This window comes from Andreprevotia lacus DSM 23236 (assembly GCF_900176275.1).
GTDB lineage: Bacteria > Pseudomonadota > Gammaproteobacteria > Burkholderiales > Chitinibacteraceae > Andreprevotia > Andreprevotia lacus.
This window is the reverse complement of record NZ_FWXD01000008.1, coordinates 51,963-66,671: the sequence shown is the minus strand read 5'-3', so window position 1 is coordinate 66,671 and position 14,709 is coordinate 51,963. Positions and strand designations below refer to the sequence as shown.

The 14,709-nt window shown below is 62.2% G+C and carries 15 protein-coding genes; 4 read left to right on the top strand and 11 right to left on the bottom strand.

The window, feature by feature from the left end; translation table 11 throughout:
• Positions 1-24 precede the first annotated feature (24 nt).
• The 7 genes from B9A19_RS08170 to aroF all read right to left on the bottom strand — a co-directional run bounded on the left by B9A19_RS08170 (position 25) and on the right by aroF (position 6,029).
• Entirely contained in the window at positions 25-327 is a 303-nt protein-coding gene (locus B9A19_RS08170) for a LapA family protein (RefSeq protein WP_084090298.1), read from the bottom strand.
• Positions 328-508: 181 nt separating this feature from the next.
• Complete coding sequence (locus B9A19_RS08165) at positions 509-793, bottom strand: integration host factor subunit beta (protein ID WP_035054101.1); 285 nt, start codon at positions 791-793, stop codon at positions 509-511.
• 20 nt (positions 794-813) lie between these two features.
• Positions 814-2,487: a 30S ribosomal protein S1 gene (gene rpsA / locus B9A19_RS08160; protein WP_176216856.1), complete on the bottom strand. Its 1,674-nt coding sequence runs from the start codon at positions 2,485-2,487 to the stop codon at positions 814-816.
• Positions 2,488-2,680: 193 nt separating this feature from the next.
• A complete protein-coding gene (gene cmk, locus B9A19_RS08155) occupies positions 2,681-3,355 on the bottom strand; it encodes a (d)CMP kinase (protein WP_084090297.1) in 675 nt (224 codons plus the stop codon).
• Positions 3,356-3,428: 73 nt separating this feature from the next.
• Complete coding sequence (locus B9A19_RS08150) at positions 3,429-4,295, bottom strand: prephenate dehydrogenase (RefSeq protein WP_084090296.1); 867 nt, start codon at positions 4,293-4,295, stop codon at positions 3,429-3,431.
• Entirely contained in the window at positions 4,292-4,951 is a 660-nt protein-coding gene (locus tag B9A19_RS08145) for an META and DUF4377 domain-containing protein (RefSeq protein ID WP_176216848.1), read from the bottom strand. The genes B9A19_RS08150 and B9A19_RS08145 overlap by 4 nt, the downstream gene beginning before the upstream one ends.
• Before the next feature lie 61 nt (positions 4,952-5,012).
• Positions 5,013-6,029 carry a 3-deoxy-7-phosphoheptulonate synthase gene (gene aroF, locus B9A19_RS08140; protein ID WP_084090294.1) on the bottom strand — a complete coding sequence of 339 codons (1,017 nt, stop codon included), beginning with the start codon at positions 6,027-6,029 and terminating at the stop codon, positions 5,013-5,015.
• Positions 6,030-6,202: 173 nt separating this feature from the next.
• Here aroF and B9A19_RS08135 point away from each other — a divergent pair, with 173 nt between their 5' ends.
• Positions 6,203-7,057, top strand: a complete 855-nt coding sequence (locus B9A19_RS08135; RefSeq protein ID WP_084090293.1) for an HD domain-containing phosphohydrolase — start codon at positions 6,203-6,205, stop codon at positions 7,055-7,057.
• Here B9A19_RS08135 and B9A19_RS08130 read toward each other — a convergent pair.
• The 3 genes from B9A19_RS08130 to B9A19_RS08120 form a co-directional block, all read right to left on the bottom strand.
• On the bottom strand, positions 7,045-8,208 hold the full coding sequence (locus tag B9A19_RS08130; protein ID WP_084090292.1) for an MFS transporter: 1,164 nt from the start codon (positions 8,206-8,208) through the stop codon (positions 7,045-7,047). The two genes, B9A19_RS08135 and B9A19_RS08130, sit on opposite strands and share 13 nt — an antisense overlap.
• A gap of 4 nt (positions 8,209-8,212) precedes the next feature.
• The gene (gene pgsA / locus B9A19_RS08125) at positions 8,213-8,782 is read right to left on the bottom strand and encodes a CDP-diacylglycerol--glycerol-3-phosphate 3-phosphatidyltransferase (protein WP_084090388.1); all 570 of its coding nucleotides are present in this window, start codon (positions 8,780-8,782) and stop codon (positions 8,213-8,215) included.
• 101 nt (positions 8,783-8,883) lie between these two features.
• Entirely contained in the window at positions 8,884-9,654 is a 771-nt protein-coding gene (locus B9A19_RS08120; protein ID WP_084090291.1) for a DUF1223 domain-containing protein, read from the bottom strand.
• A 236-nt stretch (positions 9,655-9,890) separates the two neighbouring features.
• Here B9A19_RS08120 and B9A19_RS08115 point away from each other — a divergent pair, with 236 nt between their 5' ends.
• The 3 genes from B9A19_RS08115 to B9A19_RS08105 all read left to right on the top strand — a co-directional run bounded on the left by B9A19_RS08115 (position 9,891) and on the right by B9A19_RS08105 (position 12,607).
• On the top strand, positions 9,891-11,498 hold the full coding sequence (locus B9A19_RS08115; RefSeq protein WP_084090290.1) for a hypothetical protein: 1,608 nt from the start codon (positions 9,891-9,893) through the stop codon (positions 11,496-11,498).
• Positions 11,499-11,691: 193 nt separating this feature from the next.
• Positions 11,692-12,156, top strand: coding sequence for a DUF4442 domain-containing protein (locus B9A19_RS08110; protein WP_084090289.1), 465 nt, complete (start codon positions 11,692-11,694; stop codon positions 12,154-12,156).
• A gap of 4 nt (positions 12,157-12,160) precedes the next feature.
• Positions 12,161-12,607 carry a GNAT family N-acetyltransferase gene (locus B9A19_RS08105; protein ID WP_084090288.1) on the top strand — a complete coding sequence of 149 codons (447 nt, stop codon included), beginning with the start codon at positions 12,161-12,163 and terminating at the stop codon, positions 12,605-12,607.
• Between the two features lie 10 nt (positions 12,608-12,617).
• Here B9A19_RS08105 and uvrC read toward each other — a convergent pair whose 3' ends face one another.
• The gene (gene uvrC / locus B9A19_RS08100) at positions 12,618-14,477 is read right to left on the bottom strand and encodes an excinuclease ABC subunit UvrC (protein WP_084090287.1); all 1,860 of its coding nucleotides are present in this window, start codon (positions 14,475-14,477) and stop codon (positions 12,618-12,620) included.
• Between the last annotated feature and the right edge of the window lie 232 nt (positions 14,478-14,709).

The following is a 14,709-nucleotide window of genomic DNA, read 5'->3' as shown; positions in this document are numbered from 1 at the left end:
CAGAAAGACGCGAACAGCGCTGGATTAAACGGCATCGCGCGGCTGCTCCAGCACCACGTCCACCGCGGGCGGCGTTGCGGCCTGGCGCACGCGCAGCTCGCGGCGCAGCTTGATGGCCTCGCGGCGATAGCGGATGACCTTGCCGACCAGCGCCAGTACACCTACCAGTGCACCCAACACGAAAAACACCAGCAATTGCAGCACCAGCGGTGCCGTCCAGCCATATCCGGCAAGAAAGTTGATGGTGACGGGCTGGGCATTGCGCAGCGCGAAAACCAGCGTAATCAGAAACAGGAGGATCAGGATCGGCCAGAGCAGGATGCGCATAAAGACTCGCTAACGACGTGGCGGCCATCACACGGCACGCCAACAGCATGAATGCCCTGCATTGTAGCCGATTCCCGCGCCGGCTAGCAGCAGGGCAAACGGCAAGCTTTCAATATTGCCAGTCTGACATGACAAAAGAAAAACGGCGCCCTTGTGGGACGCCGTTTTTCATTACCTGCATTTACAGCAATTCGTCAACGCGTTCGCGCAACTCTTTGCCCGCCTTGAAGTGAGGCACAAACTTTTCCGGTACCTCTACTTTGGTACCAGACTTGGGATTGCGCCCCAATCTGGGCGGCCGGTAGTTAAGGTCGAAACTGCCAAAACCACGAATCTCGATGCGACGACCTTGCGCCAGGCTTTTCGCCATCGCATCGAGGATGGTCTTGACGGCCAACTCAGCATCTTTCGCCACCAGTTGCGGATATCGCTCGGCGAGTTTTGCAATGAGTTCAGACTTGGTCATACCACCGTCGCTCAAGGCAATTACTCGTTCGAACCAGACAGCTTGGCCTTGAGCAATGCACCGAGGTTGGTCGTACCAGCAGTGGCATCCGACGACAGTTGGCTCATTGCAGCCTTCTCGTCGCCCATGTCCTTGGCCTTGATCGACAGGTTGATCGAACGGTTCTTGCGATCAACGTTGATGATCATGGCTTCGACTTCGTCACCTTCCTTCAGGACGGTGCGGATGTCTTCAACGCGGTCACGCGAGACTTCGGTCGAACGCAGGTAGCCTTCGACGTCGTCAGCCAGCAGAACCACGGCACCCTTGGCGTCCAGGGACTTGACGGTACCCTTGACGATGGCGCCCTTGTCGCTGCTCGACACGTAGTTGTTGAACGGATCACCTTCCAGCTGCTTGATGCCGAGGCTGATGCGCTCCTTCTCGACGTCGATCGACAGCACGATGGCTTCGACTTCGTCGCCCTTCTTGAAGTTGCGAACCGCTTCTTCGCCGGTAACGTGCCACGACAGGTCGGACAGGTGAACCAGGCCATCGATGCCGCCCGGCAGACCAACGAACACACCGAAGTCGGTGATCGACTTGATCGAACCCTTGATCTTGTCGCCCTTCTTGAAGTTGCCTTCGAAGTCGTCCCACGGGTTGGCAGCGCACTGCTTCATGCCCAGGCTGATACGACGCTTGTCTTCGTCGATGTCGAGGATCATCACTTCGACTTCGTCGCCCAGCGACACAACCTTGGACGGGTGAACGTTCTTGTTGGTCCAGTCCATTTCGGACACGTGGACCAGACCTTCGATACCTTGTTCGATTTCAACGAACGCACCGTAGTCGGTCAGGTTGGTCACCTTGCCGAACAGGCGGGTACCTTGCGGGTAGCGGCGCGACAGGCCAACCCACGGATCTTCGCCCAGTTGCTTCAGACCCAGCGATACGCGGTTCTTTTCCTGATCGAACTTCAGTACCTTGGCTTCGACTTCGTCGCCCACCGCGAGGACTTCGCTCGGGTGCTTGACGCGGCGCCATGCCAGGTCGGTGATGTGCAGCAGGCCGTCGATGCCGCCGAGGTCAACGAACGCACCGTAGTCGGTGATGTTCTTGACGATACCCTTGATGATCGCGCCTTCGCGCAGGGTTTCCAGCAGCTTCTGACGCTCTTCGCCCAGGCTGTCTTCCAGCACGGCGCGACGCGACACAACGACGTTGTTGCGCTTGCGGTCCAGCTTGATGACCTTGAATTCGACTTGCTTGCCTTCGAACGGGGTGGTGTCCTTGATCGGACGGATGTCGACCAGCGAACCCGGCAGGAATGCGCGCAGGCCGTTGACCATGACGGTCAGACCGCCCTTGACCTTGCCCGAGATCACACCGGTCATGACCTGACCACGTTCCAGGCAGTCTTCCAGCTCGATCCAGGCGGCCAGGCGCTTGGCCTTTTCGCGGGAGAGCTTGGTTTCGCCGTAGCCGTTTTCCAGGCTGTCGATTGCTACCGGTACGAAATCGCCGACCTTGACGTCAACTTCGCCATTGTCGTTCTTGAATTCTTCGACCGGGATCAGGGATTCGGACTTCAGACCGGCATTCACGGTCACGAAGTTGTTGTCGATAGCCACGACTTCAGCGGTGATGACTTCACCCGAGCGCATTTCCTGGTTCTGAAGGCTTTCTTCGAACAGGGCGGCAAAGCTCTCCATGGAGCCCGACAGAGTTGCAGTAGTCATTGAGGAATTTTCCAAATACTCCCATGCCCAGACAGGCGGGGAGCGGGGGGTTAGTTGTACAACAGTCGCCCCGGCCTTGCGCCGGTTTGACCCCAAAGCGATCCAGCCCGGCCACAACGCCCGGGTCAGATCAATCGCAGTATTTTAAGGATTTCTTTTAAGCAGTTCAAGCACTTGGCTGGTTTATTCGCGACTGCCACCACGCCAGAACCTGCGCAACGGCCTCTTCGATGCCCAGTTGCGTGGTTTCCAGCAGCTCGGCGTCAGGCAACTGTTGCAGCGGCGCTACCGCACGGTTACGGTCGCGCTCATCACGCGCCTGCAGGTCGGCGGTGATGGCGGCCAGATCGGCAGCCTCACCACGGCCCAGCAATTGTTTGTAGCGGCGCTCGGCACGTGCCTCGGCGGTGGCCGTCAGGAAGACCTTGAGCGGTGCGTGCGGGAACACGACCGCGCCCATGTCGCGGCCATCGGCCACCAGGCCCGGCAGCTGCGCGAATGCCTGCTGGCGCGCCAGCAAGGCGGCACGTACCGCCGGCAGCGCGGCCACCACCGACGCACCAACGCCGATCTGCTCGCTGCGGATGGCCTCGCTGACGTCCATACCGCCCAGCAGGATGAGCGCCCCGTCGAACACCACATCCAGCCCAGCCGCCACAGCGGCGACACCCGCCTCGTCCTGCCAGCCTACGCCCTGCTGCTGTGCAGCCAGTGCGGTCAACCGGTAAATGGCACCGGAATCGAGGTAGTGAAAACCGAGGGCATCGGCCACGCGCTGGGCAACCGTGCCTTTGCCGGAAGCGGACGGGCCGTCGATGGCAATGACGGGAATGAGGGACATGAATACTCCAGAAAACAAACCGGCGGTCAGGGCCGCCGGGCGAGTTAGGGCCGTACAACCGGTCGAGCGTGGCTCAGCCACGCCCCCAGCTGCTGCGCGCTGCGCTGGCACGTTCGATATAGCTGGTCAGGCCGTTGCTGTCACCGCCCTCGACCAGCTCGATCACGTGTTGCAGCTGCGCGGCATTGGCCTTGAGATCGGCCAGAATGGCATCGCGGTTGGCCAGCGCGATATCGCGCCACATATCGGGGTGGCTGCCGGCAATGCGGGTGAAGTCGCGAAAGCCACTGGCGGCAAAATCCAGACAGGCGGCGGCATTGCGACGATCCAGTACTGCGTTCATATAGGAGAACGCCAGCAGGTGCGGTACATGGCTGACGGCAGCAAAGATGCCGTCATGCTCGGCCGCATCCATTTCGTAAACGTTGGCGCCACAGGCCTCCCACAACGCACGCACTGTGGCGACCGCACCGGGATTGCTCTCGGCCAGCGGCGTGAGCACTACGCGGCGGCCTTCATACAAACCATATTGCGCCGCCGCAGCGCCCGACAGCTCGGACCCGGCAATCGGGTGCCCGGGCACACAATACAGCAGGTGCTGCGGCAAATGGGCACGGAACAAGGCGGCCACATCCTGCTTGGTGCTGCCGCCATCGGTCACGATGCAGCCCGTCGGCAAATGCGGCGCAATCTGGGTCATCAGCCGGCCCATCTGGCCCACCGGCGTGGCCAGCAAGACCAGATCGGCGCCCTGCACTGCCGCCGCAGCGTCAGACGAGGCCTCGTCGATGACGCGCAGCTGCAGCGCACGCTGCAGATTGTCGGGATTGCGCCCGACACCGACCACCTTGCCCACCCGCCCTGCCCGCTTGAGTGCGAGCGCGAACGAGCCGCCGATCAGGCCAGTGCCCAGCAGCACCAGTTTGTTGACTGAGTTCATTGCGATTCGAGGATGTCCACCAGGATAAGCCGCGTGGCAGGCGCATCGGCCGGTGGGTTGGCCACCGCTTCTTCACGCACGCGAAGGCGATAGCTTACACCGGGTTTGGACTCAAAGCCTTCGATTTGCTGATAAAGCAACGTCCACGGCTCGCTGTCCTTGCTGCGCACCTGCAGGCATTCCATCTTCCCCACGCCGCTGCAGCCCACCTTTTGCGGCGCCACGCTCAGCTCTTTCTCCACACCATCACGGCGCTGCAGCGACACCAGTTCGCCGTGGGCGCCGCGCAACACCACGCTGTGCTGCTGCGGGTTCAGCCCGAAGCTGCTGACCTTGTCCAGCGTAGCCAGCACCGCGTGTTCGATGGTGGCGACTTCATTCTGGATGCACATCATGCGCGTGCCGGCCAGCGGGCCCAGCTTGATAGTGCTGTCCATGTAGCGGATACCGCCCATGAAGCGGTTGCAGCCTGAAAAACCGCTAACGCGATCACCCTCGACGGTCATGCCGATGCGTGTATCGGTCGGGCGGATCACCTCGCCCTCGGTGGTAATCACGCGGTCGATGCGGTAGTCGCCGTCCAGTAGCGAACGGGCCTGAGCCATGCCAGTCACGCTACACAGGGCCAGTGCAGACAGCCAGATGGAAGGATGCATGTATTTTCTCCTGTAATGAATATCGGTTCGTGGCGACAGCGGGATGCGACCACACTGCACGTCACACATGACGGCCTATAGCCTGCGCAATGGCGCGCAAGCTGCCCATCAGCGTTTTCAGCTCCTCCGGCGTCAAGGCCTGATCGGCATCGCACCATGCATCGCACGGGCTGGGATGCATTTCAATCAGCAGGCCGTCTGCCCCGGCGGCAACGGCGGCTTGTGCCAGCGCCGGCACCATCCAGGCTTTGCCGCCGGCATGGCTGGGGTCGACGATGACCGGCAAGTGTGTTTCACGCTTGAGCACCGGTATCGCGGTGATGTCGAGCACGTTGCGGTAGGCGGTCTCGAAAGTGCGGATGCCGCGTTCGCAAAAAATGATGTTGTGGTTGCCGCCGGCAGCGATGTATTCGGCGGCCATCAGCCATTCCGCGATCGTTGCCGACAGGCCGCGCTTGAGGATGACCGGCTTGTTGACCCGCCCGACTTCCTTGAGCAGATCGAAATTCTGCATGTTGCGCGCGCCGATCTGGATCACATCCACGTCGTACGCCATGAAGGTATCGAGCATGCGCACGTCCATCAGTTCCGTCACCACGGGCAGATTGTGACGTTTTGCCGCTTTCTGGAAGTATTCCAGCCCGGTTACCCCCAAACCCTGGAAGGCGTAGGGACTGGTGCGCGGCTTGAATGCACCGCCGCGCATCATGCTGCAGCCGGCAGCAGCCACCGCGTCGGCGGACAAGTTCATCTGCTCCTGCGTCTCGACCGAACACGGCCCGCCGATGATCTGTACCTGCGGCCCGCCGACAGGAATGCCGCGCACGTTCACCACCGAGCCTTGCGGATGCGTATCACGCGCGACAATCTTGTATTGCTTGGCAATACGCGTAGCGCGCTCGACGCCAGGCAGGATTTCCAGGTGCGCCAAATCCAGCTTGTTCTCGTCGCCAATCGCGCCAATGATGGTCAACTCGGCGCCGCGCGATACATGCTCCTGCAAGCCGTTGTCGCGGATGTATTGCACCACGCCGTCAACCTGCGCGGGGGTGGCCTGACGTTGCATCACGATAATCATGTTCCGGCTCTCTCTGTCTGCACGGTGCCGCATGGCACCGGGTCACGTTGTCGATGCGTCTGACGCTAGGTCATCCACCCTTTCATCACTATTGGGGCAAATCCTAAAATCGACTGTCAGAAATTACCGGATTCGCCGACTAAAATGCCTGAATCAACGCCAGTGAGTGCCTCATGGACCTGTTTACCCACCTGCTCAACAGCCTCTACACCATGGCCGCCATGGTCGAAGCACGCGATGCCTATACCGGCGGCCATTTGTGGCGTGTGTCGCAATTCTCCCGCCTGCTGGCGCAGGACATGGCCCTGCCCGATGCCGAAGTGGCACGCATCACGCTGGGCGGCTTTCTGCATGACCTGGGCAAGATCGGCGTGCCGGATGCCATCCTCAACAAGCCTGGCAAGTTGACCGACGAAGAATACGCAGTCATCAAGACGCACCCGGCCACGGGCGACAAATTGCTGGCACAACACCCGTTGGCCGCACTGGTACGCGAAGCCATCCTGATGCATCACGAAACGCCGGATGGCCAAGGTTACCCGGCCGGGCTGCATGGCGAGCAGATTCCGCTGGTTGCGCGCATCGTCGGCCTCACCGATGCCTTCGACGCGATGACGTCGACGCGTCCTTACCGCGCCGGCATGCCGATCGAGCGCGCGCTGGACATCATCGGGGACAATCTGGGCCGGCAATTCGACCGGGAGCTGGGTGAGCGCTTTATCGCACTGGGTCATGCCGGCGCACTGACTCATATCATTGGACATTCCGAACCCGGCATCCCGCTGCAAAGCTGTCCGGCCTGCGGCCCCATCATTGCGGTGCCGCGCAAGGCGCGCAGCGGCGATTTGCTTGATTGCCCCAATTGCCGCAGCGAGTTGCGCACGGTTGGCAGCAATGGCGACTGGCGCTTTGTAGCGACGGGGCGCAAAGCAGCCGCGCAGCCCTTGCCCATTGACCACGAATTGATTGCCGGGCTGGTGCAAAGCGCCCGCCAGCACCTCGACCCGGCCTTGCTTCAGGCCGCCTGAGGCGGTTCGCGCAGGCCGGCACGCGCCACCAGCCAGCCCAGCAAGGCGATGCCCGCTGCAATCAGGAAACAGCTAGTGCCGCCTAGCGGCACCCAGGCCGCTCCCGCCAGCACACCACCCAGACTGCCCCCCAAGCCGAACGAAGCGCCGATATACAGCGCCTGCCCCTTGCCTTGGTGTGGCCCGGCAAAATGCCTGTGCACATAGCTCATGCCGGTAGCGTGGCAGATGGCAAAGGTCCAGGCATGGCCAAGCTGGGCCAGCAACAGCAAGGCCAGATGGCCGCCGCTGAAGGCAATCAGCAACCAGCGCCCGGTAGCCACCAGGAAACACGACAGGAACAATTGCCGCGTGGACCAACGCGCGGTCAGCCATGGCATGGACAGAAACACGCAAACCTCGGCCGTCACGCCCAGCGCCCACAGCCAGCCCACGCTGCTTTTGGCCACGCCCAGATCAGTGACGAAGATCGAATAGAAGCTGTAATACGGTCCGTGCGACAGCAGCATCAGAAAACAGCAACCAAACACCACCTGCACCTCGCGCCGGGCCATGATTTCGCCAAAGCCTGCGGCGCGTTCGTGTGCATGCGCCTGCGCGGGTGCCTTGGGCAGCAGGCAGGCATAGGCCGCCAGGCCGCACATGACCCCCAGCACCGTCCACGGCAGCACCTGGATGCCGAATGCCTGCATCCAGTACCCGCCAACAATCGAGGTCACGATGAAGCCGATTGATCCCCAAACGCGCAAGCGCGCATAGCGCCCGCCATCGCCCTTGAGCAGATTCATGGTCAGGGCTTCGACCAGCGGCAGCGCAGCACTCCAGAAAAAGGTGGCAAACAGGACGGCAGCCAGGATGCCGCCAAAACCGTGCACGAAAGGCAGAAAGACGAAACCGGCCACCGCGCCCGCACCGGCCACCCGCAAGATCAGCGAGCGCCGCCCGGTGTGATCGGCCAGCCAGCCCCATGCTACGGGGGCATAGATGCGGTTGATCTGCGTCAGCGAGGTGAGGATGCCGATCTGCCAGGCCGGAAACGACAGCGCCGCCAGATAAACACCCCAGAAAGGCTGAAACAAGCCGGTAAATGCGAAGTAGCAGAAATAAAAACCGCCGATCGCAAACAGACCGGCGGTGCGGGGTTGGGTCATGCGCTCACTGGCCCTTGAACTGCTGGGCGGCGACGCGCAGGTAATAGAACATCGACATGATGGTCAGCACCCCGGCCACATACAGGGCCAGTTGCCCGAACAGCGGGGTGGGAATGCCCGGCAGCAGCGGCCCCCACCACAGCAGCAGCAGGATGGCGATCATTTGCGCCGCAGTCTTGAGCTTGCCGATGTAGGCAACCGCCACGTTTTTCGATTTGCCCAGTTGCGCCATCCACTCACGCAGTGCCGAGATGGTGATCTCGCGCCCGATGATGATGACCGCCAGCCACGCCGGTGCGCGGCCCAGCTCGACCAGCAGGATGAGCGCCGCGGCCACCATCAGCTTGTCGGCCACCGGGTCGAGGAAGGCGCCGAAGCTGGAGGTCTGGTTCCAGCGGCGCGCCAGATAGCCGTCGAACCAGTCGGTCAGCGCGGCGACGGCAAAAATCAGCGTCCCAACGATGTTCTTGACCTCGATGCTTGGCAGGTCGTTCGGCATGTAGAACAGGCCGACGAAGACCGGAATCAGCGCCACGCGCAGCCAGGTCAGGAATATGGGCAGATTGAACGGCATCGACAGGCGATCCGGGAGGCGGTAAATGCTGTATTTTAGCCACAAGCGGGGCTTGCTTGAAGCAGTAAGCTTGTTAAGTAAGCGTAAATGGTCTGCGACAGCTAACGTACACACTGCGCGGCAATGGCCTGCACCACCCCGCCTTGGGCATCTTCCAGCCAGGCGGCTACCCCGCTGCGCTGCAAATCCTGCCCTGGCGGTGGCTGCAATACCACGTGCGTTTGCAGCTTTCCGTCGGTACCCACCGGGAACGGCCCAGCCAGGCGGCGCACGACCGCGTCGTGCAGCAAACGCTCGCCCTTGTTTTCACCCGCCTGCACCTGGCTGCTCAAGCCGTCTTCATACAGGGCCAGATAAAGTTGCTGGTTCGGCAGCGCATCCTCGATCCGCATGGCTGCAACCAGCCCCTGCGGGTCAGCCTGCAGCAGCATCGACAGCGCGGCGGCAGGTTTTGCTTGCGCCTTTTCCCTGTTGCGCAGCACGTCATAGCCCCCGATCCAGCTGCGCGTGTCGCGTCCGTTCAGCAGCAACTGCGGGGTGTAGACAAAGGACGCGCCACTGGTACGAGCTCTGGACTGCTGACGTCTGGTATAGGCCGCATCGGCAAAGCGGTCGCGCCAGCCGAGGTAATCCCAATAGTCGACATGAAACGCCAGCGGGATGACCCGCGCTCTTGGCAGGCCTGCTGCGGCAAGGCCGCTCAACCAGCGTTCCGCAGGCGGACAGCTGCTGCATCCCTCCGAGGTGTACAACTCGGCAAGTACCGGTGCCGGCTCGCTGCTGTGCGTGGTCGACATGCGGCACGCCGGCTCTCCCGCCAGCGCGGTCGCAGCCAGCAAGGCGCCGGCCCACAAACTGTTGATCGTTTTCATAAGCTACTCCATGACGGATGCCTACTTAGTCGTTGCAATTGGCGCGAAAATGACAGCAGCCATGACGGCCGTTCAAGAGATTGTCAGGCCATTGCAGGGTGACGGACGTACATGGCCTTGGCCTGCCCTGCGCCGTATAGTTTACGGATAAGGGAGTTGCTGCGCCGCGACGCGTAGATGAGCTGACATGCAGGCCGGAATCGAATTGCGCCGCCGCGCTCAGGGAGTCTGTCGCCATGGCAATCCGTCGCCCAGCCCGCCGCTATGCGCTGGCACTATGCACTTTCACTGCAATTGGCCTCCCTGCGGCGCATGCGCAGCCGGGCGATGATTCGCCGTCGGTCGAGGTCAATGCCGCCGTGCAGCACGATCAGCTGCATTCGCTGCGCGGCACCATGCCCCGGCCGGATGACTTTGCCAAAAGCCCCCGCGAACACCCGATGCACAAGCTGCCCTTCCTCGACGGACCGGGCAGCCCGCCGGACGGCGCCTTGCAACAGAGCACCCCGCTGACCGCCGCCACATTGGCCGGGCTGGGGGTAGACGGGGTAGGCGCAGGATTCGTCGGCCCGCAAGGCGCTTTCACCGTGGACTCCGCCCCACCCGATACCAATGGTGCGGTAGGTGCCACGCAGTATGTGCAGCTGGTCAACACCGCATTGGCGGTGTTTGACAAGGCGACCAAACAAGCCATCTATGGTCCGGTACCGGTCAACACGCTCTGGCAAGGCTTTGGCGGCCCGTGCGAGGCCGACAACGATGGCGATCCGGTAGTGGTCTACGACAAGGCCGCCGGGCGCTGGATCATCAGCCAGTTTGCCGTGACTGCCGCGCCCTATTACCAGTGCGTGGCCGTCTCGCAGAGCAGTGATGCCACGGGTGGCTACTACCGCTATGCGTTCAACTACGGCAGCCTCTTTCCGGATTATCCGAAAATCGGTGTGTGGCCGGACGGCTATTACATCACCTTCAACATGTTCAAGAGCAACTCGTTCATCGGCGCCAAGACCTGCGTCTATGACCGCAACGCCATGCTGACCGGTGCATTGGCCGCCCAGCAATGCTTCCAGCTATCCAGCAGCTACGGTGGCCTGCTGCCAGCCGATCTCGACGGTGCCACGCCACCACCGGCCGGGGCGCCCGACTACCTGCTGGCCCTTGCGGCCGGCAAGCTCAACCTCTGGCGTTTCCACACCAACTGGGCCAACCCGTCGCTCTCGACACTGACAGGCCCGATTGCCATCCCCGTAGCCAGTTTCAGCACCGCCTGCGGCGGCGGCACCTGCGTACCGCAAGCAGGCACCAGCCAGAAGCTCGACTCACTGGCCGACCGCTTGATGTACCGGCTGGCCTATCGCAACTTCGGCGATCACGAAGCGCTGGTGGTCAATCATTCGGTCAACGTCAGCAGCGGCCGGCGCAGCAGCAATAGCGGTGTACGCTGGTATGAAATCCGCAACCCCGGCGGCACGCCAGTGGTCTATCAACAGGCAACCTATGCACCGGACAGCAGTTACCGCTGGATGGGCTCCATCGCCATGGACAAACAGGGCAATGCCGCACTTGGCTATAGCGTATCCAGCGCCAGCCTGCACCCAGCCATCCGCTATACCAGCCGCGCAGTGAGCGACCCGCTAGGCACCATGCAGGCGGAAACCAGCCTGATCGAGGGTTCCGGCTCGCAAAGCGGCTACAACCTGGCCCGCTGGGGCGATTACAGCGCGATGAGCATAGACCCCGCTGACGACTGCACCTTCTGGTACACCAACGAATACCTGAAGGCCAATGGCGCATTCAACTGGAGCACCCGTATCGGCACGTTCAAATTCCCCGGCTGCAATTAAGCGCAAACCCGGTTGCTGGCGGACCAGAACAGGCCCGCCAGCAACAGGGCGTGCGCCAAGCCGCAGGGCGTGCTCGCGGCTACATGCCCGGCCCGGCGCCCTTTCAATGTGCCCAGCCACACCATCAGACCCGGTTGAAAATAAAACGATCGTTTGATATTGTTGCTTGATCATTCCCACCGGGTACCTTGCCATGAACGCTGCGCTGTTCCGCCATCTGGTCAACCTGTGGCCACCATTCCTGCTTACCGGCATCCACGCCACCCGCATCACGCCGGACTACCATGCGCTCGATGTCGAGCTGCGCCTGCGCTGGTACAACCGCAATTACGTCGGCACGCATTTTGGCGGCAGCCTGTTTGCGATGACCGATGCGTGGTACATGCTGATGTTGATGCAGATTCTGGGTGGTGAGTATTACGTGTGGGATCAGAGCGCGCGCATCGACTTTCTGGCGCCGGGGCGTGGCGTGGTCAAGGCGCAGTTCCGGCTTGATGCCACCGCCGTGGCGCATATCCGCGACCAAACGGAAAACGGCGACAAATACCTGCCCGAGTTTACCGTCGATATCATCGACGCACAGGGCAGTGTGGTTGCGCGCGTTTACAAGACACTATATGTTCGCCGCAAACCCCGCGCCCGCCCTGTCACCGCCTGAAACCATGCACATCCGCGCAACCCGCAGCGAAGATTTCCCCACCCTGTTCGATTTGCGCGCCCGCACGCGCGAAAACGCCATGAGCGTGGCCGAACTGGCCGCACGCGGCATCACGCCGGACAGCGCCGCCGAGGCGCTGCACACCGGCTTGGTGCGTGGCTGGCTGTGCGAGGTGGATGGGCAAATTGTCGGCTTCGCCAGCGGCGACCGCGACGGTGGGGAAATGCTGGTGCTGGCAGTGCTGCCCGAATACGAAGGGCGTGGCATCGGCCGGGCACTGCTTGCCAAAGTCACCGCCTGGCCGGCCGAATGCGGCCACCAGCGCATCTGGCTCAGCGCCAATCCGGACAGTGCAGTGCGGGCATACGGCTTTTACCGCCATTGCGGCTGGGTGGCGACCGGTGAGCTGGTCGATGGCGAAGAGATCATGGTGTACCAGCCGGCCGGCTGATCCCTCCGCATCAGCGCAATGCGGCGTAAATACGCTCAGCCAGCTCTGCATTGATGCCGTCCACCAGCATCAGGTCGTCCACACTGGCGGCCTTTACCCCCTGCAGGCCACCGAAACGCGCCAGCAGCTTCTGCCGCCGTTTCGGCCCTACGCCTTCGATATCTTCCAGGCTGGACGCCACCCGCGCCTTGGCGCGCCGCGCGCGGTGGCCGGTGATGGCAAAGCGGTGTGATTCATCGCGGATTTGCTGGATCAAGTGCAGCCCGGCGTGGTCGGTCGGCAGGCGGATCACCGCATGCGTGGTGGCCACAATCAACTGTTCCAGCCCGGCCTTGCGCGTTTCGCCCTTGGCCACGCCCAGCAAGGTGGGCTGGGTCAGCCCCACTTCGGCCATCACCTCCTCGGCCTGCGTCAGCTGGCCCTTGCCGCCGTCGATCAGGATCAGATCGGGCATCTTGCCCTCGCCATTGGCCACCTTTTCATAGCGGCGCGTCAGTACCTGCTTCATCGCCGCATAGTCATCACCACCGGTAATGCCTTCGATGTTGTAGCGGCGGTACTCCTTGGGCTGCATGTCGCCACGGTCAAACACCACGCACGACGCAACCGTGGCTTCGCCCATGGTGTGCGAGATATCAAAGCACTCGATGCGCTGCGTTTCTTCGGGCAGATCAAGCGCCTCGACCAGCGCGGTCAAGCGCCCGGCCTGGCTGGCGGCCTGCGCCTGCCGCTGCAAGATGGCCAGCTCGGCATTCTTGGTGGCCATTTCCAGCCACACGCGGCGCTCGCCGTTCGGGTTGCTGTTGATGACGACCTTGCGCCCGGCCTGCTCGGACAAGAGATCCGCAATCAACGCGGCACCATCCGGCGCGGGGTTGCACAGCAGCAAGGGTGGCACGCTGCGTTCCAGGTAGTGCTGGGCGAGAAACGCAGCTAGCGCCTCAGCATCGTCGTAGTCCTCGCCATGGCTAGGAAAGATGTTCTTGTCCCCCACGTGGCGGCCACCGCGCACCATGGCCAGATTCACGCACAGTGTGCCCTGGCGGATCACGCAGGCGACGATATCGGCATCCAGCTCGTTGGTATTGCTGGAGACAAACTGCCGCTCCTGCACCTTGGCCAGCGACTGGATCTGATCACGCAAGGCAGCCGCCAGCTCGAAGTCCCAGCTGTCCGATGCAGCCTGCATGCGTGTTTCCAGCTCCTCCAGCAGCTCGGAGCCCTTGCCGCTGAGAAAACGCTCGGCATGCTGCACGTCGCGCTGATAATCCTCGGGACTGATCAGGTTCACACAGGGGCCAGAGCAACGCTTGATCTGGTACAGCAGACACGGGCGCGAGCGGTTGGCGTACACCGTGTCCTCGCAGGTGCGCAGCTTGAATACCTTCTGCAAAAGCTGGATCGACTCTTTCACCGCATAGCCGTTCGGAAACGGCCCGAAATAGCGGTTGCGCTTATCCAGCGCGCCCCGGTAATACGCCAAGCGCGGCGACTTGTGGCCGGTGAGTACCACATAGGGGTAGCTCTTGTCGTCGCGGAACAGGATGTTGTAGCGCGGCGACAAGGCCTTGATCAGATTGTTTTCCAGCACCAGCGCTTCGGCTTCCGAGCGCACCACGGTGGTATCGATGCGCGCAACATGCGTCAGCATCAGCTTGATGCGCGGGCTCTGGTCGTTTTTCTGGAAGTAGGAGCCAACGCGCTTTTTCAGGTCCAGCGCCTTGCCCACATACAGCACCGCGCCATCGGCCGCGATGTAGCGATACACCCCGGGCAGATTGGGCAGGGTTTTCACTTGCGCGAGCAGCGCAGTCCAACGTTCGTCGGGTTCTGGCTGTGCAGTGGGCTGGGCGGTTACGTCATCGGTCATGCCGCCATTTTAACGCGTTGCCTGCCCACAAAGCGCGTGCGTACTGAATCTCGACCACAAATCCGGTTGGCATGATCCAGCGCAAACCACACCGTCATGCAACAGGCTATAAACGAAAGTGTAAGGAAAACCCGCATGGACGCCCCTGCGCAACGCGGGCACCTTACGCGCCCGGAGATTGCGCTTTCCGGCCCCAGCCACCCGCTTCGGCCCGCCAGCGCAATCGACTGCC

Excerpts from the sequence above, each read along its gene's own strand:
- B9A19_RS08150 (WP_084090296.1), bottom strand. The coding sequence starts at position 4,295 with ATGAACTCAGTCAACAAACTGGTGCTGCTGGGCACTGGCCTGATCGGC.
- B9A19_RS08165 (WP_035054101.1), bottom strand. The coding sequence starts at position 793 with ATGACCAAGTCTGAACTCATTGCAAAACTCGCCGAGCGATATCCGCAA.
- B9A19_RS08170 (WP_084090298.1), bottom strand. The coding sequence starts at position 327 with ATGCGCATCCTGCTCTGGCCGATCCTGATCCTCCTGTTTCTGATTACG.
- uvrC (WP_084090287.1), bottom strand. The coding sequence starts at position 14,477 with ATGACCGATGACGTAACCGCCCAGCCCACTGCACAGCCAGAACCCGAC.
- pgsA (WP_084090388.1), bottom strand. The coding sequence starts at position 8,782 with ATGCCGTTCAATCTGCCCATATTCCTGACCTGGCTGCGCGTGGCGCTG.
- B9A19_RS08120 (WP_084090291.1), bottom strand. The coding sequence starts at position 9,654 with ATGAAAACGATCAACAGTTTGTGGGCCGGCGCCTTGCTGGCTGCGACC.
- B9A19_RS08130 (WP_084090292.1), bottom strand. The coding sequence starts at position 8,208 with ATGACCCAACCCCGCACCGCCGGTCTGTTTGCGATCGGCGGTTTTTAT.
- B9A19_RS08105 (WP_084090288.1), top strand. The coding sequence starts at position 12,161 with ATGCACATCCGCGCAACCCGCAGCGAAGATTTCCCCACCCTGTTCGAT.
- B9A19_RS08135 (WP_084090293.1), top strand. The coding sequence starts at position 6,203 with ATGGACCTGTTTACCCACCTGCTCAACAGCCTCTACACCATGGCCGCC.
- cmk (WP_084090297.1), bottom strand. The coding sequence starts at position 3,355 with ATGTCCCTCATTCCCGTCATTGCCATCGACGGCCCGTCCGCTTCCGGC.
- aroF (WP_084090294.1), bottom strand. The coding sequence starts at position 6,029 with ATGATTATCGTGATGCAACGTCAGGCCACCCCCGCGCAGGTTGACGGC.
- B9A19_RS08110 (WP_084090289.1), top strand. The coding sequence starts at position 11,692 with ATGAACGCTGCGCTGTTCCGCCATCTGGTCAACCTGTGGCCACCATTC.
- B9A19_RS08115 (WP_084090290.1), top strand. The coding sequence starts at position 9,891 with ATGGCAATCCGTCGCCCAGCCCGCCGCTATGCGCTGGCACTATGCACT.
- B9A19_RS08145 (WP_176216848.1), bottom strand. The coding sequence starts at position 4,951 with ATGCATCCTTCCATCTGGCTGTCTGCACTGGCCCTGTGTAGCGTGACT.
- rpsA (WP_176216856.1), bottom strand. The coding sequence starts at position 2,487 with ATGGAGAGCTTTGCCGCCCTGTTCGAAGAAAGCCTTCAGAACCAGGAA.